This is a genomic window from Pseudomonas sp. MWU318, assembly GCF_016756945.1.
Classification (GTDB): Bacteria; Pseudomonadota; Gammaproteobacteria; order Pseudomonadales; family Pseudomonadaceae; genus Aquipseudomonas; species Aquipseudomonas putida_A.
Genome location: NZ_JAESJL010000009.1, coordinates 212,069 through 235,338 on the forward strand (window position 1 = coordinate 212,069; position 23,270 = coordinate 235,338).

Here is a 23,270-nt window from a genome sequence, read left to right on the forward strand (position 1 = left end):
AGGGAGAAACACTATGTACTTGACGCCTCAGCACGTATTGCTTGCCGGAGCCACCGGACTGACCGGTGAACATCTGCTCGACCGTTTGCTCAACGAGCCGACGATCACCCGCGTGCTCGCCCCGTCCCGTCGTCCATTGGCGGAGCATCCGCACCTGGAAAACCCGGTGGGCGACCCACAGGCGTTTCTGCCGCAACTCAGTGGTCGCGTCGATATCGCCTATTGCTGCCTCGGCACCACCATCAAGCAGGCGGGTTCCGAAGCCGCGTTCCGCGCGGTGGATCTGGACATGGTCGTGGCCTTCGCCAAACGTGCGCGGGAGATGGGCGCGCGGCACCTGATCGTGATCAGCGCGCTGGGCGCCGATCCGAAATCGTCGATTTTCTACAACCGGGTCAAAGGCGAAATGGAGCAGGCGTTGCGCGCGCAGGACTGGCCGCAACTGACCATCTGCCGGCCATCGCTGTTGCTGGGCGATCGCACCGAGCCGCGCCTGGGCGAACAGCTGGCCGCGCCGTTTTCCAAACTGATTCCCGGCAAGTACCGCGGTATCGAAGCCTGCCAACTGGCCCGGGCGATGTGGCGCCTGGCGCTGGAAGAACAGGATGGGGTGCGGATCGTCGAGTCGGATGAGCTGCGCAAGCTCGGCAAATAGTTTTGTGGTGTCTGGGCTGGCCTCTTCGCGGGCAAGCCCGCTCCCACATTTGCACCGCGTATACCTGCTGGCGCTGGAGTGCAACGCACTCCCAGAATCAAAAGATCGCAGCCTTCGGCAGCTCCTACACGGGATTTCCGTTAACCCTGTAGGAGCTGCCGAAGGCTGCGATCTTTTGATTTACAATCCGCCCGTCGCCTGAAACCCCACGCCGATCACCGTAAGCAATGACAACGGCAACAGCAGCGTATCGAGCAACGCACTCGCCGGCAGGTCCACTCCCGGATAACTCGGTGCCTCAGCCCCGAAGCGATCCATCGCGCAGCACCCGCCATTCATCGCGTACAAATCCAGGCGCGTCCCGGAATACACCACCGGCGCCCCCTGTTTGGCGGCATCCAGCGTACGCGCTGTGGCGCAGCCGGCCAGTTGCAGCGCCAGCGCAATCATCAACAGCTTATTCATCGCTGCTCAGATGATGCTCGCCCCAACGCGGCAGCATGTCCTGTGGAATGCCCAGCAGATTGAGAATCCGCGCCACGACGAAATCGATCAGGTCGTCGATGGTCTGCGGCTGGTGATAGAAACCCGGCGAGGCCGGCAGGATGGTCACGCCCATGTTCGACAGCTTGAGCATGTGCTCCAGATGAATGCTCGAATACGGTGCTTCGCGCGGCACCAGAATCAACTGGCGCCGCTCCTTCAAGGTGACGTCCGCCGCGCGCTCGATCAGGTTGTTGCAGGCACCGGTGGCAATCGCCGACAAGGTGCCGGTGGAACACGGCACCACCACCATCGCCGCCGGTGCGCCGGAGCCCGAGGCTACCGGCGACATCCAGTCTTCCTTGCCGTACACACGGATCTGACCGGCGGCCGCCCCGGTGTATTCGGTAAGGAACGCCTGCATCATCTGCGGCTTGGGCGGCAGCGTGACATCGGTCTCAGTGGCCATCACCAGTTGCGCAGCCTTGGAGATCAGGAAGTGCACTTCGCGATCTTCACGCACCAGACAATCGAGCAGGCGCAATCCGTACTGCGCGCCGGACGCGCCGGTCATCGCCAGCGTGATGCGTTCCGGGCCGCCGCTCTGGGCAAAAGTGTTCATTTCAGCGCCTCGGCGAGTTTGCCGTGCAGGCCGCCGAAACCGCCGTTGCTCATGATCACCACGTGAGTGCCGGGCTGGGCTTGGCTCTTCACGCGTTCGATGATGCCTTCCAGCGAGTCGCTGACAATCGATGGCACGCTGCACAGCGCGGCGGTGGCGCCCAGATCCCAACCGAGGTTGGCCGGGGCGTACCAGATCACTTGATCGGCATCGACCACGCTGTCCGGCAGACCGTCACGGTGCGCGCCGAGCTTCATCGAGTTGGAGCGCGGCTCGATGATCGCGATCAGCGGTGCGTCGCCGATGCGCTTGCGCAAGCCATCGAGGGTGGTGGCGATCGCAGTCGGGTGGTGGGCGAAGTCGTCGTAGATGGTGATGCCGCGTACTTCGGCGACTTTCTCCATCCGGCGCTTGACGTTCTTGAATGCGCTCAACCCGGCGATGCCCATCGCAGGCACCACACCGACATGCCGCGCCGCTGCCAGCGCAGCCAAGGCGTTGGCGACGTTGTGCTGACCGGTCAGCTCCCATTCGACAGTGCCCTGGGACACGCCTTCGAACATCACTTCGAACGCCGAGCCATCGTCCTTGAGCAACTTGACCTGCCACTGACCGCCGACGCCGGTGGTCTGCACCGGAGTCCAGCAGCCCATTTCAATCACGCGCTGCAAGGCCGGTTCGGTGGTCGGGTGGATCACCAGACCTTCGCTCGGAATAGTCCGCACCAAATGGTGGAACTGCCGCTCGATCGCTGGCAGATCAGGGAAGATGTCGGCGTGATCGAACTCAAGGTTGTTGAGGATCGCGGTACGCGGACGGTAGTGGACAAACTTCGAACGCTTGTCGAAAAACGCGCTGTCGTACTCGTCGGCCTCGATCACGAAAAACGGCGTACCGCCCAGACGTGCGGACACCGAGAAATTCTGCGGCACGCCGCCGATCAGGAACCCCGGGCTCATGCCGGCGTGTTCCAGCACCCAGGCGAGCATGCTGCTGGTGGTGGTCTTGCCGTGCGTACCGGCGACCGCCAGCACCCAGCGCCCTTGCAGCACGTGATCGGCCAGCCATTGCGGGCCGGAGACGTACGGCAGGCCTTTGTTCAGCACATACTCCACCGCCGGGTTGCCGCGGGACATGGCGTTGCCGATCACCACCAGATCCGGCGCCGGATCGAGCTGGGCCGGGTCGTAGCCTTGGGTCAGTTGAATGCCCTGGGCCTCAAGCTGCGTGCTCATCGGCGGATAGACGTTGGCGTCGGAGCCGGTCACGTGATGGCCCAGCTCTTTGGCCAGAACCGCCATCGAGCCCATGAAAGTCCCGCAGATACCCAGAATATGAATGTGCATAGTCGACCTCGTAAAACATGGCCGCAGGTTAGCGTAGGGTGGGGAAAATCGCACTCTTTAGCTGATCCCCATCACCCACCACCACGATCACTACCCCACCTGTAGGAGCTGACGAGTGCAACGAGGCTGCGATCTTTTGATCCTGTAAAGAACAAGATCAAAAGATCGCAGCCTTCGGCAGCTCCTACAGGGGGATTTATGCGGTTCGGGCGATGCCGTGTTTGCGCAGCTTTCTGTAGAGGGTGTTGCGGCTCACGCCGAGTTGCTCGGCGGTGTGAGTCATGTGCCAGCGCGTTTGCTCCAGCGCATTGAGCAACGCCAGGCGTTCGGCGTCCTCCAGCGGATGCCCGGACTCAACCGTCTTCAGCTCCAGCGTTGGCTGCGCCTGGCGAATCATCGCCGGCAAATCCTCCAGCCCGATCCATCCTTCATCGCACAACGCCGCCAGCGTGCGCAGGACATTGCGCAACTGCCGCACGTTGCCCGGCCAGTTGAACGCCAGCAACGCCTGACGTGCCGTCTCTTCGATCACGATTGTTTCTCCACCGGCCTCCTCGGCCAGCAGGAAATCCAGCAACTGCGACTTGTCGCTACGCTGACGCAGCGCCGGCAGCGCGACCTCCAACCCATTCAGCCGGTAATACAGATCTTCACGGAAGCTGCCGCCTTCGACCCGCTCCAGCAGATTACGGTGCGTGGCGCTGATGATCCGCACGTTGACCGCTTCCGGCTCGCCGCCAATCGGCACCACCTGCCGGTCTTCCAGCACTCGCAACAACCGGGTTTGCAGCGCCAGCGGCATGTCGCCGATTTCATCGAGGAACAACGTGCCGCCATCGGCCTGCTGCAGCTTGCCGCGCATGCCGTCCTTGCGCGCGCCGGTGAAACTGCCGCCGCGATAACCGAACAGCTCGCTCTCGATCAGGCTTTCCGGGATCGCCGCACAATTGAGGGCGACGAAGGCTTTGCTGGCGCGCTGGCTGGCGTGATGCACAGCCTTGGCAAAGGCTTCCTTGCCGGAGCCGGTCTCACCGTTGATCAGCAGCGGCACGTCGCGTTCGAACACCCGCAGCGCCTTGCGGAAATCCGCTTGCAGCGCCGCGTCACCAAGGCAGATGCCCACCAGTGGCTGAGCTTTGGCCACGACCGGGGCCGGCATGATCGGCGCCGGTTTGCGCGATTCGCCACGCAGCAAGGCGAACAGGTGCCGCCCGTCGCGGGTGCGCAGCGGCCAACTGGCGCTGGCATTGGCGCTGGCACGACCGAGCAGCTCATCCAGCGAACAATCGAAAAACGCTTCCACCGGTTTGCCGAGCAAACCACCGCGAATATGCCCGAGCAGGTTCAGCGCGCTCTGGTTGACCGCGCTGATCCGCCCTTCCCCGTCAAACGCCAGCAGCCCTTCGCTGAACAAGCCGACGGATTCGGCCTGCAGATGAAAACGCAGCAGCCATTGGTTATCGAAGCAGCGCAGGAAATAGCAGCTCTCGATCATCTTCGCCGACAGATTGACCAGCGCCATGGTGTGGAACTGGCTCTGCCGCGAGACATCGTGGCGCGCCGAGGACACGTCGAGCACCGCGAGCAGTTCACCGTGCGGGTCGAACACCGGGCTCGCCGAGCAGGTCAGGCCGGTGTGACGTCCGCGAAAGTGTTCGTCCTGATGAATGGTCAGTGCCTGCCGTTCGACCAGGCAGGTGCCGATGCCGTTGGTGCCTTCGCAGGCTTCGCTCCAGTCGGCGCCGAGCCAGAGACCGGCGCGTTCGAAAATCTTGCGCTCGGCCGGCGCGGTGACGCAGTTGAGGATCACCCCGCGCGCATCGGTCAATAGCACCGCGTGGCCGGCGCCGGACAGTTGTTGATGCAGGCTGCTCATTTCATTGCCGGCGATCTGCAACACCTGTTGCAGGCGTTCTCGGCTTTCCAGCACGCGCCCGTGTTCGAGCACGGTGGGCGCCATGGTCAGGGCCGGATCGAGGTGATAGTCCTCAAGACAGCGCAGCCACGAGCGGGCAATCGACGGATCGGCACCGGGCCCGTGCAGGTGCGGCTTGCCCTGACTGACGGTGAGAACCTGCTGGGCATGGCGACTCAAATGGTTGTCGTGCATTTCTTATTATTCTCCCCGAGATCAGTGCCGCCTCTTTATTGGCTGGCACATACCTTGTGGTGAGGGGATTTATCCCCGATGGGGTGCGAAGCAGCCCCAATCAAACCAACGTGGCTTCTTAGATTCACCGCGTACACCGGATTTACGACTGCTGCGCAGCCGATCGGGGCGGTGCGACGTTTCGCTAAATCCCCTCGCCACAAGGGTGCATCTGGGCGATTGGCAGTCAGCATCCTCCAGCCATCGGCGCATTGCAATGCTGGCAAGACCACCCGGTCACTGGCTGTGCCAAAAGCGGTACAAACTGTCACCCGATCTGTACCGAAACCATCACAGGCACCGTCCGCCCGTCCGACACAAACCACGCAAGGCCTTGATTTGCCTGCCCTGCACGGCAGTGGCCCGAGCTTTGCTCTACGCTTATAGCAAGCGCACTTGCGCGTTTCTCTAATAAGTACAAAGCCAAGGAGAACAACATCATGCGTTACGCTCACCCCGGTACTGAAGGCGCCAAAGTCTCGTTCAAGAGCAAGTACGGTAACTACATCGGCGGCGAGTTCGTCGCGCCTGTCAAAGGTCAGTACTTCACCAATACCTCGCCAGTGAATGGCCAGCCGATTGCCGAATTCCCTCGCTCCACTGCCGAAGATATCGACAAGGCGCTGGACGCCGCCCACGCTGCTGCCGATGCGTGGGGCGCGACGTCGGTGCAGGCGCGCTCGCTGATCCTGCTGAAAATCGCCGACCGCATCGAACAGAACCTCGAACTGCTGGCGATCACCGAAACCTGGGACAACGGCAAAGCCATCCGCGAAACCCTCAACGCCGACATCCCGCTGGCAGCCGACCATTTCCGCTACTTCGCCGGTTGCCTGCGCGCGCAGGAAGGCAGCGCTGCCGAAATCGACGGCAACACCGTGGCCTATCACATCCATGAACCGCTGGGCGTGGTCGGGCAGATCATCCCGTGGAACTTCCCGCTGCTGATGGCCGCGTGGAAACTCGCCCCGGCACTGGCTGCAGGCAACTGCGTGGTACTCAAGCCTGCCGAGCAAACCCCGTTGGGCATCTGCGTGCTGATGGAGCTGATCGGTGATCTGCTGCCACCGGGCGTGCTCAACGTGGTGCAAGGTTTCGGCAAAGAAGCCGGCGAAGCCCTGGCCACCAGCAAACGCATCGCCAAGATCGCCTTCACCGGCTCGACCCCGGTCGGCTCGCACATCATGAAATGCGCCGCCGAGAACATCATTCCGTCGACCGTGGAACTGGGCGGCAAGTCGCCGAACATCTTCTTCGAAGACATCATGCAGGCCGAACCAACCTTCATCGAGAAGGCTGCCGAAGGTCTGGTGCTGGCGTTCTTCAACCAGGGCGAAGTCTGCACCTGCCCGTCCCGCGCGCTGGTACAGGAATCGATCTACGACGAATTCATGCAAGTGGTGATGAAGAAAGTCCTGCAGATCAAACGCGGCGACCCGCTCGACACCGACACCATGGTCGGCGCGCAGGCGTCCGAGCAGCAATTCGACAAGATTCTGTCGTACCTGGAAATCGCCAAGGGCGAAGGCGCCGAGCTGCTGACCGGCGGCAAGGTGGAAAAACTCGAGGGCAATCTGGCGACCGGCTATTACATCCAGCCGACCCTGCTCAAGGGCACCAACAAAATGCGCGTGTTCCAGGAAGAAATCTTCGGCCCGGTGGTAAGCATCACCACCTTCAAAGACGAAGCCGAAGCCCTGGCGATCGCCAACGACACCGAGTTCGGCCTCGGCGCCGGACTGTGGACCCGCGACATTAACCGCGCCTACCGCATGGGCCGCGCGATCAAAGCCGGTCGTGTGTGGACCAACTGCTACCACCTGTATCCGGCGCACGCCGCGTTCGGCGGGTACAAGAAGTCCGGCGTCGGCCGTGAAACCCACAAGATGATGCTCGATCACTACCAGCAGACGAAAAACCTGCTGGTGAGCTACGACATCAATCCGTTGGGCTTCTTCTAAAACCCGGGGCGACACAGATGATTCTGTGTCGCCCTCCAAATAGCTATCGCTGGCAAGCCAGCTCCCACAGGGATCTTTGCAGATCTCGATAACGGGCACACCACAGATACCTGTGGGAGCTGGCTTGCCAGCGATGGCGTCCTCAATGACACAACACAAGGCCTGGCCGCTCTGGCACGGCCCTTGCGTACCCGTCATTCAGGTTTTGCACAAAAACTGCCGCTGCGTGAACAGCATCCATCCACCGCAACCACTGCACCCGAAAGTCCAACAGATCGAACAATAAAAAACAGAGAGGACTTATGACTTCCACCACACAGCTCAAACCCACACTCGGCACCCTGCACCTCTGGGGTATTGCCGTCGGCCTGGTGATTTCCGGCGAATACTTCGGCTGGAGTTACGGCTGGGGCACCGCGGGCACCCTCGGATTTCTGGTCACGGCGCTGATGGTCGCGACCATGTACACCTGCTTCATCTTCAGCTTCACCGAACTGACCACCGCGATTCCCCACGCAGGCGGGCCGTTTGCCTACAGCCGCCGGGCGTTCGGCGAAAAAGGCGGATTGATCGCTGGCATCGCCACGCTGATCGAATTCGTCTTTGCCCCACCCGCCATCGCCATGGCCATCGGCGCCTACCTCAATGTGCAGTACCCGGAGCTAGATCCGAAGGTTGCGGCGGTCGGCGCGTATTTCGTGTTCATGACCCTGAACATCCTCGGCGTCAGCATCGCCGCGACTTTTGAGCTGGTGGTCACCGTGCTGGCGGTCGCCGAGCTGCTGGTGTTCATGGGCGTGGTCGCACCGGGCTTCAGCTTCAGCAACTTTGTGCTCAACGGCTGGTCGGGTGCCAACGAGTTCAGCATGGGCTCGATCCCCGGAATCTTTGCCGCGATCCCGTTCGCGATCTGGTTCTTCCTCGCCATCGAAGGCGCCGCCATGGCCGCCGAAGAAGCCAAGGATCCGAAACGCACGATTCCCAAGGCCTACGTCAGCGGCATCCTGACCCTGGTGTTCCTTGCCATCGGCGTGATGGTGATGGCCGGCGGCGTCGGCGACTGGCGTCAACTGTCGAACATCAATGACCCGCTGCCACAGGCAATGAAAGCGGTGGTCGGCAACAACTCATCTTGGATGCACATGTTGGTGTGGATCGGCCTGTTCGGCCTGGTGGCGAGTTTCCACGGGATCATCCTCGGTTACTCGCGACAGTTCTTCGCCCTGGCCCGCGCCGGTTACCTGCCAAAAAGCCTGGCCAAGCTGTCGCGCTTCCAGACCCCGCACCGGGCGATTCTGGCTGGTGGTGTGATTGGTATCGCAGCGATTTACAGCGATGGTCTGGTCAATCTGCAAGGCATGACCCTGACTGCTGCGATGATCACCATGTCGGTGTTCGGCGCAATCGTGATGTACATCATCAGCATGCTCAGCCTGTTCAAGCTGCGCAAAACCGAACCGAACCTGGAGCGCACCTTCCGCGCCCCGGGCTACCCGGTGGTGCCGGCGATTGCGCTGTTCCTGGCGGTGGTGTGCCTGGTGGCGATGGCGTGGTTCAACACGCTGATCGGCTGTGTGTTCCTGGGCTTCATGGCCGCTGGTTATCTGTACTTCCAGCTCACCGCCAGGCAACGCGCCAAAGCCCCGGCAGACGCTATGCTCGAAGGTATCTGACTGCCATATAAAAGTGCACAGCGCCCATCCAGGCACTGTGCTGGAACCCTGTAGGAGCTGCCGAAGGCTCGGGCCGCGTTCGGACGATCTTTTGATCTTGTTTTTAGAAAATCAAAGTCAAAAGATCGCAGCCTGCGGCAGCTCCTACAGGGGGGTGTATCAATTACAGGAGGACAGCATGGCCGCATTTGCCCATTCCGTCGGAGCCCAGACCTACCGCTTCGACAGCCTCAAGGACGTCATGGCCAAGGCCAGCCCGGCGCGCTCCGGTGACTTTCTGGCCGGCGTTGCCGCGCTCAATGACGGCGAACGCGTGGCTGCACAAATGGCGCTGGCCGACATCCCGCTCACGCATTTTCTGCAGGAAGCGCTGATTCCCTACGAAGCCGATGAAGTCACCCGACTGATCATCGACACCCACGACAAACAAGCCTTCGCCGTGGTCAGCCACCTCACCGTCGGCGGCTTCCGCGACTGGCTGCTCGGCGACGCCGCTGACGAAACCAGCCTGCGCGCCCTCGCCCCCGGTCTGACCCCGGAAATGGTCGCCGCCGTGTCGAAGATCATGCGCGTGCAGGATCTGGTGTTGGTGGCGCAGAAGATCCGCGTGGTCACAAAATTTCGCGGCACCCTCGGCCTGCGCGGGCGCTTGTCGACCCGGCTGCAACCGAACCATCCGACCGACGAGCCATCCGGCATCGCCGCGAGCATTCTCGACGGCCTGCTGTACGGCAACGGCGACGCGATGATCGGGATCAACCCGGCCACCGACAGCATCGCCTCGATCTGCGCGATGCTGGAGATGCTCGACGCGATCATCCAGCGTTACGACATTCCAACCCAGGCCTGCGTGCTGACCCACGTCACCACCTCGATCGAGGCGATCAATCGTGGTGTGCCGCTGGACCTGGTGTTCCAGTCGATTGCCGGCACTGAAGCGGCCAACGCCAGTTTCGGCATCAACCTCAATGTATTGCAGGAAGGCTATGACGCGGGGCTGAGTCTGAAGCGCGGCACCCTCGGGCAGAACCTGATGTATTTCGAGACTGGCCAGGGTAGCGCGCTGTCGGCCAACGCCCACCACGGCGTCGACCAGCAGACCTGCGAGACCCGGGCCTACGCCGTGGCGCGGCATTTCAAGCCGTTTCTGGTGAATACCGTGGTCGGATTTATTGGCCCGGAGTACCTCTATAACGGCAAACAGATCATCCGCGCCGGCCTCGAAGACCATTTCTGTGGCAAGTTGCTCGGCGTGCCGATGGGCTGCGACATCTGTTACACCAACCATGCCGAAGCCGATCAGGACGACATGGACACCCTACTGACCCTGCTCGGTGTGGCCGGGATCAACTTCATCATGGGCATCCCCGGCTCCGACGACATCATGCTCAACTACCAGACCACCTCGTTCCACGACGCGCTCTACGCGCGCCAGACCCTGGGCCTGAAACCGGCGCCGGAGTTCGAGCAATGGCTGGCGAACATGGGCATTTTCACCCAGGCGGACGGCAAGGTTCGCTTTGGCAACAACCTGCCGCCGGCCTTCCGCCAGGCGCTGGCGCAACTGGGATGAGTGTTATGGAAAAACCGCCTGTCGACCCGCAAAACCCATGGCTGGAACTGCGCCGCCTGACCCCGGCGCGCATCGCCCTCGGCCGCACCGGCACCAGCCTGCCGACCAGCGCCCAGCTGGATTTCCAGTTCGCCCACGCCCAGGCGCGGGACGCGGTGCATCTGCCGTTCGATCATGCCGGGCTCAGCGCGCAACTGAGCGAACGCGGGCGCGACAGTTTGTTGCTGCACAGCGCGGCGACCGATCGCAACAGTTACCTGCAACGCCCGGATCTTGGGCGCAAGCTCAGCGACGCCTCGGCGCAGACCCTGCGTGATTACGCTTCTGCGCACCCTGGCGGGTTCGATCTGGCGATCGTGGTGGCGGACGGCCTGTCGGCACTGGCGGTGCATCGGCATACCCTGCCGTTTCTGACCCGCCTGGAGGAGCAGATGAGCGCCGACGGCTGGTCGCTTGCCCCGGTAGTGCTGGTGGAACAGGGCCGCGTCGCCATCGGTGACGAGATCGGTCAGTTGCTGGGTGCAAAAATGGTCGTGATGCTGATCGGAGAGCGCCCGGGCCTCAGTTCGCCCGACAGCCTCGGTTTATATTTCACCTACAATCCAAAAGTCGGGCTGACCGATGCCTACCGCAATTGCATCTCCAACGTGCGGCTTGAGGGCTTGAGCTACGGCATGGCGGCGCATCGCTTGTTGTATCTGATGCGCGAAGCCTGCCGGCGGCAGCTGTCGGGGGTCAATTTGAAGGACGAAGCACAGGTGCAGACGCTGGAGTCGGACGCCGGTGCAGACATGAAGGGAAACTTCCTGCTCGATCCGCCCACAACCTGAACCGTTTCCGCATTGCGTTTCTGCGCTGCTTTCAGGCAGGATCGATGCACGGCCGCAGGGTTTCCCATCGCCGTCAGAGCAGTTGAAGACAGCCACTTGAAGACGAGACCTATCATGCGGATTATTCAAGCGACCCTCGAACACCTGGATTTGCTGACCCCGTTGTTCGTCAAATATCGCGAGTTCTACGGTTCCCTGCCTTACCCGGATTCCTCCCGCGCGTTTCTCGAAAAACGCCTGCGTCGCAAGGAGTCGGTGATTTATCTGGCCCTGGCCGATGATGACGACAAGAAACTGATGGGTTTCTGCCAGCTCTACCCAAGCTTTTCCTCGCTGTCGCTCAAGCGCGTATGGATCCTCAACGACATCTACGTCGCCGAAGATGCCCGCCGCCAACTGGTGGCCGACAACCTGATCCGCACCGCGAAGAAAATGGCCAAGGAAACCCAGGCCGTGCGCATGCGCGTTTCCACCAGCAGCAATAACGAAGTGGCGCAGAAAACCTACGAATCCATTGGTTTCAAGGAAGACACCGAGTTCAAGAACTACGTGCTGCCGATCAGCGACGAGCTCTGAAATCAAAAGATCGCAGCCTGCGGCAGCTCCTACAGGGATAACGCATTCCATGGTAGGAGCTGCCGCAGGCTGCGATCTTTTGATCTTTTATCAAACCCGAAGTCTGCCTGACATTTGTTCACACCCCGACATCCCTCGCTACAAAACCAACGCGCTTTTCACCTCTCAGACCGTATAATCCCGAGCTTTCCGGCTTGTAAGAAAAACTACACCCCGCTGTAGGCTTACACCCGAATCATCCGCACAGGCCTGCCGAGTCGGGCCGTCACCACAGGTGCCCCCCATGGATTTCAACCCGCTCGACCTTATCCTGCATCTCGATGTGTACCTCGATTTGCTGGTCACCAACTACGGGCCGTGGATCTACGCGATTCTGTTCGCTGTCATCTTCTGTGAAACCGGTCTGGTGGTGATGCCGTTCCTGCCGGGTGATTCGCTGTTGTTCATCGCCGGTGCGGTGGCGGCGGGCGGTGGCATGGATCCGGTGCTGTTGGGCGGTCTGCTTATGCTCGCGGCCATCCTTGGCGACAGCACCAACTATGTGATTGGCCGAACGGCGGGCGAAAAACTGTTCAGTAACCCGAATTCGAAAATCTTCCGTCGCGATTATCTGCAAAAAACCCACGATTTCTACGACAAGCACGGCGGCAAAACCGTGACCCTGGCGCGTTTCCTGCCGATCATCCGCACGTTTGCACCGTTCGTCGCCGGCGTAGGGAAAATGCCTTATCCGCGTTTCTTCGCGTTCAGCGTGTTCGGCACCATCCTCTGGGTCGGTGGTCTGGTGACCTTGGGTTACTTCTTTGGCAACGTGCCGTTCATCAAGAAGAACCTGTCGCTGCTGGTGGTCGGTATCATCCTGCTGTCGCTGGTGCCGATGATCATCGGCGTGGTGCGCAGCCGTTTCGGCGGCGCCAAAGCCGAAACCCACTGATCCGATGTGGTCACTGAGCGCCTGGCGTCGCCGGCGCATTCTGGCCAGGCACCCGATTGCCGATGACCTGTGGCAACGGGTGCGCCATCACCTGAGCTTTCTCGACGGCATCAGCGCCGCCGAAGACCAATGGTTGCGTGAAGCCAGCGTGCTGTTTCTGGAAGAAAAACACCTGACCGCCCTGCCCGGCGTCGAATTGCATCAGGAACAACGCCTGCTGCTCGCCGCCCAGGCCCAGTTGCCGCTGCTCAATCTGGGCGACTTGAACTGGTATCAGGGTTTCCACGAAATCGTCCTCTACCCCGACGACTTCCTCAGTCCGCAACGCCATCGCGATGCCAGCGGGGTCGAGCACGAGTGGGACGGCGAACACAGTGGCGAAGCCTGGCAACAGGGGCCGATCATCCTCGCCTGGCCGGGCGTGATGGCAAGTGGTGGCTGGGAAGGCTACAACCTGGTGATCCACGAACTGGCGCACAAACTCGACATGCTCAACGGCGACGCCAACGGCCTGCCGCCGCTGCACGCCGACATGCGCGTCAGCGACTGGGCCGAGGTCATGCAACACGCCTACGATGACCTCAACCGCCAGCTCGACCGCAACCCCGACGCCGAAACCGCCATCGACCCATACGCCGCCGAAAACCCGGCGGAGTTCTTCGCGGTCACCAGCGAATACTTCTTCAGCGCTCCGGATCTGCTGCACGCGGCTTATCCACAGGTCTACTTGCAACTGCAGCTTTTCTACCGGCAGGATCCGTTGGGCAGGCTGCGGCAACTTCAGGCCACAGACCCGGTCTATCAGGCGCACGCGTAAGCGCTGCACGACTTCTGGTACGTGGCGTCGGCGTAGGAATGTGCCTATAATCGCCGCCACTTTTTGGTCAATCCGGCCAAGTGTTTTTGGTCAACTACGGGGGCAACGCCCAATGAGCTACAGCAAGATTCCGGCTGGCAAAGACCTGCCGAACGACATCTACGTCGCGATCGAGATCCCGGCCAACCACGCGCCGATCAAATACGAAATCGACAAAGACAGCGATTGCCTGTTCGTTGACCGTTTCATGGCCACCCCAATGTTCTACCCGGCCAACTACGGTTACATCCCGAACACCCTGGCTGACGACGGTGATCCCCTCGACGTGCTGGTCGTGACCCCTTACCCGGTTGCTCCAGGCTCGGTGATTCGCGCACGTCCAGTCGGCATCCTGAACATGACCGACGACGGCGGCGGCGATGCCAAAGTCATCGCAGTCCCACACGACAAGCTGTCCCAGCTGTACGTCGACGTGAAGGAATACACCGACCTGCCACCGCTGCTGATCCAGCAGATCGAGCACTTCTTCGCGAACTACAAGGATCTCGAAAAAGGCAAGTGGGTCAAGATCGAAGGCTGGGCTGGCGCTGACGCCGCTCGCGACGCGATCACCAAGTCGGTTGCTGCCTACAAGGGCTAAGCGCCGGCTGGCTGCATGACGCTTGAAGAAAACCCCGGTTGATCCGGGGTTTTTTGTGCCTGAGAAACGCCGCTTTAAACAGTGTGTTTATTGCGGACTACAGAAAAGTTTCGAAGTGAGTGATTTCCCACAAGCACGTCTTACATCCAGTCGCAAAATACAGGCTTTTTTTGAACAGCCGGTTTATTCAAACCGCTCTGGCACGGCCGTAGACTCGGTGTTTATGAGAAAGAACACTAGCGGTCCAAGATTCAAGGCACTCCTGGAAGCAGCGAACATCACCACCACGGGATTCGCAAAGTTCTGGGGCACGGAAGCCCAAAACATTCATAACTGGTACACCCGGGGCGTCCCGGCGTATCGCATGGAGGAAGTCTCACGCCTGCTCTCGGTCAACAGCGAGTGGCTGAAAACCGGCGAAGGCAGCAAAGAACTACCCCGCCTGCACACGCCTGCCAGCAACGGCGACACCTTTGACGCCCAGTCCGTCAACGGCGTCTATTCCATCATCAACCCCAACGACATCGAACTGCCGTTTTTCAAGGAAACACCGCTCACCGCCGGCGCCGACAAAACCCACGTCGTCCTCGACCCCGAGCAAACCGTCCGCCTGCCCCGCGCCCATCTCGCGCAACTGGAAATCCGCCCAAGCGACGCCATCTGTGCACACATGATCGGCAACAGCATGGCCGAGCGCATCGAAGACGGCTCCATCGTCGGCATCGACCGCGGCCTGACCCAGGTGGTCGACGGCGAAATCTACGCCATCGAACATGACGGCATGCTGCGCATCAAATACCTGCACCGCATGCCCGGCAACGCCCTGCGCCTGCGCAGCCACAACAGCGCCGAATACCCGGACGAAATCTTCCGCGCAGCACAAATCGATGAGCAGCGGATACACATTCTGGGCTGGGTATTCTGGTGGTCGACCCTGGGCAAACGCCGGCCGGTGGTACCGTTTCTCTGATCGGATACGGATCTTCAACCCTGCCCCCCCCCCTGTGGGAGCGTGCCTGCTCGCGAAGAGGCACCGAAAATCAGTACAAATTACGAATTTTGCCCCTCGCGGTGGCTCTATTCCGCAGTTGAGGCTGGGAATCCCCAACAAAACTCAGTATCCTGCGCCCCACATTTGCGCATCGCCCCGCTCCCGCGGCTCAGATGACGCCTGACGCGGCAGACCAACGTCTGACCAAGTCCCACAGCCGGACGCAGATCCGGGTGTACGTTTTGAAGGCTAGCGCGGTTTACCAAAAATAAACCAAGCCAGTCCCCGAGAAGCCGGCCACAAGCCGGCTTTTTAATGCCTACAACCTTCTATACAGAGCCTTCTTGCAACCAGCGCACCTTCCAGCCCATACCTCAGCCCATACCTCTGCTACGGGTTACAATTCGGCGCTGCAAATAAGCCCTCCAGCCTCTTCAAATGAACGAAGGCAATCGCGCAATCTTGTATGTGCCAACGAGCGTGTATATTTGCGCGATTAAAAGGGAAGTGGCGTGTGAGCAGGAAGAATCGCAGTGGGCCCGATAGGTAATAAGCACCGCTCCGTAGCCAGGCACCACATTTTCCACAAACCCGTGATATACCACACAAACTATGCGTATTCCTGCACACAACATTGTGCTGTTGGATATGCGCTTCAGAAAACGGTAAAGACCAACAATGAGACTCTCTCAGCAACAGCTTGAAGCTCACCTCTGGGGCGCAGCTAACATTCTTCGCGGAAAAACGGCGGGGCAGGACTACAAAAATTACATCCTATCGTTGATGTTCTACAAACGCCTGTGTGACCAATGGGAACACGAAGCAAATGAGGCGATTGCTGAACAGGAACGCATTCAAAAACGCCAGCTAAGCGAGGCACAGAAAGCATTATTCCGCGCCCGTGGCGACCATAGATTCTCAATTCCCGTTGGAAGTCGCTGGGGAGATGTGTTGGCGGAATCAACTAACCTCGGCGAAAAGCTCACACAGGCCATGCGTGCTGTTGCTGAGGCCAACGACGAGCTGAGAGGAGTATTTACTGTTGACTGGAATCAGCCGGCCCCCGATGGCAGCGGCAAGCCAATCATCCCCAATGAAGTCGTACACGCGCTAATCCAGCATTTCGATGAGCATGATCTATCCAACGCCAGCGTATCTCCTGACGTGCTTGGCCGCGCCTATGAGTACCTGATTAAGCAGTTCGCTGACGATGCCGGAGCCAAGGCTGGGGAATTTTTCACTCCACCTGAAGTGGTGGACACGCTAGTACGCATTCTAGAGCCCCAGCCTGGGGACACAATCTACGATCCTACGTGTGGAAGCGGCGGGATGTTGGTCCATGCGGCGGATTTCTTGCGTGAGAACAACCACCACGCGACTTCGGCCCACTATTTTGGTCAGGAGATGAACTGGGGCAACGCTGCGATCGGCAAAATCAACTCAGTGCTGCATGGTTTAGAAGCCACAATCGCAGCCGGGGTTAGCACTATCACAGACCCAGCCTTCAAGGATGAAAAGGGCAAGGTGCGAAAGTTTTCTCTTGTCCTCGCCAATTTCCCATTCTCCGATGAGTTCTGGTGGCTGAAGCCCGAGCAACAAACGGACGATAAGAAAAAAAAGGACAAGTTGAAGAAAGAGGTGTTTGGCAAAGAAGGCTATAAGGACCCTTTTGCCCGTTTCGGTCGTGGAACCGCGTACAAGGCACCGCCTGCGGGTTATGGCGACTATGCATTCATCTTACACATCCTCGCATCGCTCACAGACGATGGTCGCACTGGCATAGTCTGCCCACAAGGAGTGCTATTCCGAGGCCAGGCAGAAGTTGAAGAAGAAACTGGTGAGTTCGACGATGACGGCAATCCAAAATTTAAACGCCGCAAAGCCGATGATGAGCACCTGATACGCAAAGCGTTGCTCGAGTCGCGAATGATAGATGCTGTAATTTCCCTGCCGCTCAACGTATTTTACGGCGCCAGCGTGCCCGCATGCCTAGTCATATTGAAAAAACAGCGACCACCGGAGCGACACGACAAGCTGTTGTTGGTTTATGCCACCCGTCATTACCGGGAACTCTCCAACCAAAACGAACTGCGGCCTCAGGACGTGATGAGGATCTTAGTGCATACACAGGCCTATGGCGACGCGACCAAGGTACCTAGCTTGGTCGCGCGTCATAGCCAACGAATCCGCGAACAGATAAACGCGCGCGAACATGACCAATGTGATCGCCTGGAGGTGGAATATGCCGATCACGCGCAACGCCTTGCCATGCTCAACGCCCAAGTCGCAGAAGCTCAGGCTGAAATATCTAAATTCACAACCAAAACGGCCAAAAGCAAGGCTGAAGCGGCGCTGAGCAAACTCGAAGGGCAGCGCGATAAGGTCGCAGCTAAGATCGGAGAGCGCGATGGAAAAATCGCTGAGGCTCGCCGACGTGCTGACGCTGACCGACTCGACGTACAGCAGGCTGGCGTCGAGCTTGGCGCACTTTACGGCGATGTAGACGAACTGCTCAAGCACGCTCGCGTAGTTGGCATGGACGAAGTTGAGGAGAACGAATTCAACCTTAACATCCCGCGCTATGTGGACACCTTCGAACCTGAGCCACGAGTCAAGGTGAATGATGCGTTGAAGTCGCTGCGTGATGCGGAAAGCGCACTTGCATCGTCAGAAATCAATCTGGTGAACATTTTGCGTGGAATCGGTTATGAAACCCACTGACGCCCTCCCACATCCGGCTGAATGGAAAACTACGACGGTAGGTGACGCTGTAGAGCTTAAGCGAGGAATTTCCTGGTCAAAAGAACAGGAGCATCTAGCTCCAACGGCTGGAGCAGTGCCGGTCATTCGAATAGGCAATGTGCAGGATCGCCTTGAACTAGATGACCTCGTATATATTTCAGGCCTTAAAACAAAGTCAATTGAGATGAAACGCGTGGCCGTTGACTGGTCGATTATGGTTGGGTCCAACGGTAACCGACAGCGGATAGGAAATGCGGCACGCGTCGTTGTCGATGCCGACTTCCTTTTTGCGTCTTTCCTGATGGCGGCGAAGCCAAAGCCCGACAGCGGCGTTACGCCAGAGTACTTTTACCGCTGGCTTCGCAGTGAGCAGGTTCAGGCTTACCTCAGCGCGTCTGCGGAAGGTTCGACAGGACTTAGCAATCTCAGTCAGAGCTTCTTCCGCGCTATGACAATTCCGTATCCTGGACCGGAAGAGCAAAGAGCAATTGCTCGAGTTCTCGACACGGTGGACACCGCGATTGAACGCGCGCGAGTCGCGCTGGTGAATGCCAAAGCTCTCGATCACTCCCTACTGCATGAGCTCCTTGAGCGTGGCGCCGGGAACGTACAAGGCGTGAAGCGGCCCGCACATTGGCAACTGAAGAGGGTTGATGAAGTCGCAGATGTCAGGGCTGGTGTTACCTTGGGCAAAGATGTTACGGGGTTCAATCATATCGAACTGCCGTATCTGCGAGTGGCAAACGTTCAGGACGGCTACCTAAATTTAAACACGATCAAAACGGTTAAGGTACGGTTAGAGGAGGTGGAACGCTACCGTCTTGAGCCCGGTGATGTGCTGATGACGGAAGGCGGCGACCTCGACAAACTTGGAAGAGGGACATTGTGGGATGGGCAAATCCCTAACTGCCTGCACCAGAACCATATTTTTAGCGTTCGAGCCAACAGAGCTTTGCTGGATCCTCGTTACTTTGCCTGCATCATTGAGTCCGATATCGCAAAGAGCTATTTCACTCGCGTAGCAAAGCGAACTACCAACTTAGCCTCTACTAACAAAACCCAGGTTAGAGCATTTCGTTTTCCGTTGCCGCCGACGCTGGAGGAGCAGGAGCAGATTGCCGAAATCATGAAAGCGTCAAAAGCGAAGCTCAGAACTATCGAACAGAAGGAGAAAATTCTAAGACAGCTTAAGGCCTCGCTGACACACGACCTTCTCACAGGCGCCATGCGCGTCGATCCAGATCTGATCAAGGAAGAATAATAATCATGAGCGAAGCTGGCTACGTCGAACTCCCCATCATTAAATGGCTATCTGGCTACGGCAGTACCTCACCCGGAGATAATGGGCTTGGGTGGACTTTTCGTGGCGACGCAGAGATGGCAGCCTTCGAGCGCCCGCTAGAAGACCCTTTGGTAGAGAAGCTTCTGATCGAAGCCGTGCTACGCATCAACGATAATGTAAATACTCCAACGCAGGCCTTGCTAGCAGTAAGTGCCCTGCGCAACTCAATGGCAAAGCCAGAGAGGCTGTTAGCTAACCGAGAAACATTGGATCGCTTACGCGACGGGGTGAAGGTAGTGCTCGCTCCAGGGGAGGACGCCAAAACCATCTACTTCATCGAATTCGACCCAACCAAGCAACATCTCAACGACTTTACAGCCACCAACCAGTACCGCGTTCAGGGTGTAAAACAGTGCCGGGACGACACGGTGTTGCTAGTCAACGGTATTCCGCTGGTCATTGCCGAGTACAAAAGCTACATCACCAGCAGCAAAGACTGGACTGAAGCGGTGCACCAGTTACACCGTTATCAACGACAAGCTCCGATGATGCTGACGTCCAACGTATTTTGCGTGGCCGCCGATGAAGATGCTTTCCGGTATGGCACGTTGCTATTCCACGATGCAAAAAAAGAGGAAGTCGAAAGACATCTCGACACTTGGGGGCCTTGGCTGTCGCAGTATCCTGAAAAAAAGGGTTGGTGGAACGAACCAGAAGCGGACAATCCCGATGACCCATTGGAAGTCCCAGTGAAAGGACTGCTGCGCCTGAAGCCTAGCCATGTACTCGATTTCCTAGAGCACTTCATAGTCTTCGAGACAAAAAAGGGCAAAACGATCAAGAAGGTAGCGCGCTATCAACAGTTCGAGGCGGTAAATGACATCGTGGACCGTACTTTGTCGCTGATTGGTAACCCGGCCAGCGCTCAAGATAGAACTGGACTGGTATGGCACACTCAAGGTTCAGGCAAGTCGCTGACAATGGTGTTCGCGGCTTACAAGCTGCGTCGGCAAGCCGAGTTGAAAAACCCGACGGTGATAATTGTTGTCGATCGGAGAGACCTTAAGACGCAGATCTCGGATGACTTCGACGCCTGCGACTATCCCAATGTCGATCGGGCAATGGGTGTTGCCGACCTCAAAGATAAATTAAAGGCCGTTTGGCGTGGCACGCTGGTCACAACGATTCAATCATTTCAGAAAATGGGTGATCTCAAACCACTACAAGAAGATAACATCATAACTTTAGTGGATGAATGCCACCGTTCTCAAAAAGGTAATAACGCCGAAAGTTATGCGATGACAATGCGTGTGAAGCTTCCAAATGCTTTTCGCTTTGGTCTTACCGGCACTCCCATTGACAGGACATTGAACAGCACTCACCGCGATTTTAGCCCCATGATCGACGGGGAGCAGGAACGATATCTAAGTTATTACGGTATTAAGCGAGCCATCAAGGATGGGGCGACGCTAGAAGTGCATTATATGCGCGACAAAGTGCCATTCATCGTTGACGAGAAAAAGCTAAATGTCGGCTTCGAGAAGATGTGTGAAGAGATGGAACTTGAGGACGAAGAGGCGAAGGACCTAATCCAGCGACAGCGCTCGCAGTGGAAGGAGTTGGCACGACACCCCGACCGCGTTGAAATTGTCGTCGACAAGATGCTGAAGCACTTCCTTGCTTATCCCGATCCTAGCGGTTTCAAAGCCCAATTAGTGGCCGTGGATCGCATGGCGTGTGTCCGATTCAAAGATGTGCTTGATAACAAACTCAAAGCGCTGGGTCTGCCGCCGGAATGGACAGACGTAATCGTATCTGAGGGGCAGAACGATGACGAGGAACTCGCGCGGTTTCATTATGGAAAGCAGAAGCAAGATGATCTCATCGACTATTTCAAGCTCACGCCAGAGCAGTGGAAGCAGTGGAACCATGAGGCGTTTGGTAGAGATCAAACCAAGTGGCGCCCTCCTCTAAAAATTCTGATTGTGTGTGATCGACTGCTCACAGGCTTCGATGCGCCCGTCGAACAAGTGATGTATCTCGACAAGCCGCTACGCGACCACAATCTGCTGCAAGCCATCGCACGCACTAACCGTCCTTTACCTACGATGAACAAACGTACCGGCGTAGTAGTCGATTACTTCGGTGTCTTTACTAATTTGTCCAAGGCACTCAACTTCGACGAGAATATCCGAGAGGAAGCCTTGATCGACTGGGATGCTCTGAAAGCTACCGTCACCAGCGAAGTAGCGCGCTGCATGGATAGCTTTAAAGGAATCAAGATCGCAGACACTCGGGAATGCTTACTGGCTGCACTTCGAGCACTCAAGGATCCAGACGCGGCAAAAATTTTCGAACATAACTTCAAGAGTCTCGAGCGGCTGTGGGAGGCGGTTTCGCCAGATCCTTGCCTTTACGAACATCGGTATAACTACAAATGGCTGTGCAGTATCTACATTGCTCATCGTCGCCGGCAAAGTAACGCGAGCAATCGAGGCACATTTGGCGAACTGTCCGCCAAAACCCGAGAGCTGATTGAGGAAAACACTAGTTTCATGGACACGGCGCTGTCATTACCCGTGTTCAAAATTGACAAAGACTACATCGCCAAACTCGATGAACTGCCTAGCGCTGCGGATAAAGCAGCGGCGCTGGAAGCGATTCTAACGGCGGAGCTTGCAGAAAATGAAGCTAGCTTCGTTTACCGGCAACTGGGCGACCGTCTCGCACACCTCAAAGCCAGGAAGGATGCTACTGACGAGGCTGCTGAGCAACGGCTGAAGGCCTTGCAGGAAATCGCCGATGAAAAAGCCAATACGGATGACGAGCCCATTCAACTTGGATTGATTCAGCCAGGGGAGTACGAGCTGTTCACCGTCTTACGGGAATTCACCACCAACATGGACGAGGCATATGTAGTTGAATGCGCACGGCAGATGGTAGCTCACTTGCGAGATAACCTATTACTGTTTCCCGGCTGGAGCTACTCAAGGGGCGGTCGGATGCGAGTTGAACAGTCTCTGCTCGCTGAGTCTTGGAATCCGGCTTATGCCGAGCTTGGCTTCAACGTGGATGATGCAAACCCTCCTTTCTTGCAGCCCGGGGTAGTCGAGCTAGTAAATGTTGATCTCACAACCTGAAGTAGTTCGCGTAAGCAGCCTGCAACGTCTCCTGCTGGATGGGCAAGAGGTGGAGTGTCGGCTTACTTATTCGAAATCAGCTAAGAAGTTGAGAATAAAGGTGAGACCCGATGAGGTGGAGGTCGTAATACCAAAAGTGAGAGAAAAACACGAAGCTCTTGCCTTTGTAACCGAGAACAAAACCTGGGTTCTCGAGCAAATAGGGCGTGCTCAGAAGCTTCGATCTTTAAGGCGCCCAGAAAAACGAATGCAAGGATGCATTCTATTTCGGGGCGATCTCCTTCAGCTCAAAGTGATTCGGGTCAAGTCGTGGCATGCGCCCAACAAAGTGGTGTTAGCAAAGGATGAGATTTGCATAACATGCGCGTACGAAACCATGACTCCGACGTCACGATCGCTGGAAAACTGGCTGCGTAAACAGGCCAGGGAAAGTATCGAGAAGCATGTGGAAGACGCACGTAAGCGATTGAATCGTTCACCGCATCGCATCTATGTTATGGAGCAGCGTACTAAGTGGGGTAATTGCTCTGCGCTAGGAAATCTTTCCTTCAACTGGCGCCTGATAATGGCACCCGACTATGTACTACATTACATAGTTATGCATGAGATGGTGCACCTGGCTATTCCGGACCATTCGCAGAAATTCTGGCTTGCAGTGCAGAGCCACTGTTCTAACATGGATCGGGCGCGGCAGTGGCTAGTTGCTAACGGGCACCGGCTTAAAGTTGACCTATCAGAACTTCTTACGACAAACGTTTTAGCATGAGCCGTTTTTTGGCTCATATCTATTAAGCTCACTCATAAATTCAGCAGTACTCATTTCGAAAGCGCAGACAAGCCCCCAAAATGTTGTAAA

At 58.0% G+C, this 23,270-nt stretch carries 18 protein-coding genes; 14 read left to right on the forward strand and 4 right to left on the reverse strand.

Annotated features, from left to right (window positions below; translation table 11 throughout):
* Positions 1 to 13 precede the first annotated feature (13 nt).
* Positions 14 to 655, forward strand: coding sequence for an oxidoreductase (locus JN524_RS21285; protein WP_007968134.1), 642 nt, complete (start codon positions 14 to 16; stop codon positions 653 to 655).
* A gap of 180 nt (positions 656 to 835) precedes the next feature.
* Here the strand turns inward: JN524_RS21285 and JN524_RS21290 are convergent, their stop codons facing one another.
* The 4 genes from JN524_RS21290 to JN524_RS21305 form a co-directional block, all read right to left on the reverse strand.
* Positions 836 to 1,120, reverse strand: a complete 285-nt coding sequence (locus JN524_RS21290; RefSeq protein ID WP_202370599.1) for a YceK/YidQ family lipoprotein — start codon at positions 1,118 to 1,120, stop codon at positions 836 to 838.
* A complete protein-coding gene (gene ubiX, locus JN524_RS21295; RefSeq protein ID WP_007968137.1) occupies positions 1,113 to 1,760 on the reverse strand; it encodes a flavin prenyltransferase UbiX in 648 nt (215 codons plus the stop codon). The genes JN524_RS21290 and ubiX overlap by 8 nt, the downstream gene beginning before the upstream one ends.
* Positions 1,757 to 3,106, reverse strand: a complete 1,350-nt coding sequence (gene mpl / locus JN524_RS21300; protein WP_202370600.1) for a UDP-N-acetylmuramate:L-alanyl-gamma-D-glutamyl-meso-diaminopimelate ligase — start codon at positions 3,104 to 3,106, stop codon at positions 1,757 to 1,759. The genes ubiX and mpl overlap by 4 nt, the downstream gene beginning before the upstream one ends.
* A gap of 196 nt (positions 3,107 to 3,302) precedes the next feature.
* Positions 3,303 to 5,216: a sigma-54-dependent Fis family transcriptional regulator gene (locus JN524_RS21305; protein WP_202370601.1), complete on the reverse strand. Its 1,914-nt coding sequence runs from the start codon at positions 5,214 to 5,216 to the stop codon at positions 3,303 to 3,305.
* Positions 5,217 to 5,695: 479 nt separating this feature from the next.
* Between JN524_RS21305 and exaC the strand changes: the two genes are divergently transcribed.
* The 13 genes from exaC to JN524_RS21370 all read left to right on the forward strand — a co-directional run bounded on the left by exaC (position 5,696) and on the right by JN524_RS21370 (position 23,180).
* Positions 5,696 to 7,216, forward strand: a complete 1,521-nt coding sequence (gene exaC / locus JN524_RS21310) for an acetaldehyde dehydrogenase ExaC (protein ID WP_025108675.1) — start codon at positions 5,696 to 5,698, stop codon at positions 7,214 to 7,216.
* 302 nt (positions 7,217 to 7,518) lie between these two features.
* Positions 7,519 to 8,889: an ethanolamine permease gene (eat, locus tag JN524_RS21315; protein WP_202370602.1), complete on the forward strand. Its 1,371-nt coding sequence runs from the start codon at positions 7,519 to 7,521 to the stop codon at positions 8,887 to 8,889.
* Between the two features lie 178 nt (positions 8,890 to 9,067).
* A complete protein-coding gene (locus tag JN524_RS21320) occupies positions 9,068 to 10,462 on the forward strand; it encodes an ethanolamine ammonia-lyase subunit EutB (protein ID WP_202370603.1) in 1,395 nt (464 codons plus the stop codon).
* 5 nt (positions 10,463 to 10,467) lie between these two features.
* Positions 10,468 to 11,292 (forward strand): ethanolamine ammonia-lyase subunit EutC, encoded by an 825-nt coding sequence (gene eutC, locus JN524_RS21325; protein ID WP_202370604.1) that lies wholly within the window; start codon positions 10,468 to 10,470, stop codon positions 11,290 to 11,292.
* Positions 11,293 to 11,406: 114 nt separating this feature from the next.
* Positions 11,407 to 11,868 carry a GNAT family N-acetyltransferase gene (locus tag JN524_RS21330; protein ID WP_003228592.1) on the forward strand — a complete coding sequence of 154 codons (462 nt, stop codon included), beginning with the start codon at positions 11,407 to 11,409 and terminating at the stop codon, positions 11,866 to 11,868.
* Positions 11,869 to 12,151: 283 nt separating this feature from the next.
* On the forward strand, positions 12,152 to 12,802 hold the full coding sequence (locus tag JN524_RS21335; RefSeq protein ID WP_003228594.1) for a DedA family protein: 651 nt from the start codon (positions 12,152 to 12,154) through the stop codon (positions 12,800 to 12,802).
* A 4-nt stretch (positions 12,803 to 12,806) separates the two neighbouring features.
* Positions 12,807 to 13,619 (forward strand): zinc-dependent peptidase, encoded by an 813-nt coding sequence (locus tag JN524_RS21340; RefSeq protein WP_202370605.1) that lies wholly within the window; start codon positions 12,807 to 12,809, stop codon positions 13,617 to 13,619.
* 112 nt (positions 13,620 to 13,731) lie between these two features.
* Positions 13,732 to 14,259 carry an inorganic diphosphatase gene (ppa, locus tag JN524_RS21345; RefSeq protein WP_008052339.1) on the forward strand — a complete coding sequence of 176 codons (528 nt, stop codon included), beginning with the start codon at positions 13,732 to 13,734 and terminating at the stop codon, positions 14,257 to 14,259.
* 223 nt (positions 14,260 to 14,482) lie between these two features.
* Positions 14,483 to 15,229 (forward strand): S24 family peptidase, encoded by a 747-nt coding sequence (locus JN524_RS21350; RefSeq protein ID WP_202370606.1) that lies wholly within the window; start codon positions 14,483 to 14,485, stop codon positions 15,227 to 15,229.
* Positions 15,230 to 15,928: 699 nt separating this feature from the next.
* Positions 15,929 to 17,971: an HsdM family class I SAM-dependent methyltransferase gene (locus tag JN524_RS21355; protein ID WP_202370607.1), complete on the forward strand. Its 2,043-nt coding sequence runs from the start codon at positions 15,929 to 15,931 to the stop codon at positions 17,969 to 17,971.
* Complete coding sequence (locus JN524_RS21360) at positions 17,958 to 19,253, forward strand: restriction endonuclease subunit S (protein ID WP_202370608.1); 1,296 nt, start codon at positions 17,958 to 17,960, stop codon at positions 19,251 to 19,253. The genes JN524_RS21355 and JN524_RS21360 overlap by 14 nt, the downstream gene beginning before the upstream one ends.
* Positions 19,254 to 19,258: 5 nt before the next feature.
* On the forward strand, positions 19,259 to 22,414 hold the full coding sequence (locus tag JN524_RS21365; protein WP_202370609.1) for a type I restriction endonuclease subunit R: 3,156 nt from the start codon (positions 19,259 to 19,261) through the stop codon (positions 22,412 to 22,414).
* Entirely contained in the window at positions 22,395 to 23,180 is a 786-nt protein-coding gene (locus JN524_RS21370; protein WP_202370610.1) for a M48 family metallopeptidase, read from the forward strand. Before JN524_RS21365 ends, JN524_RS21370 begins: the two co-directional genes overlap by 20 nt.
* Positions 23,181 to 23,270 lie beyond the last annotated feature (90 nt).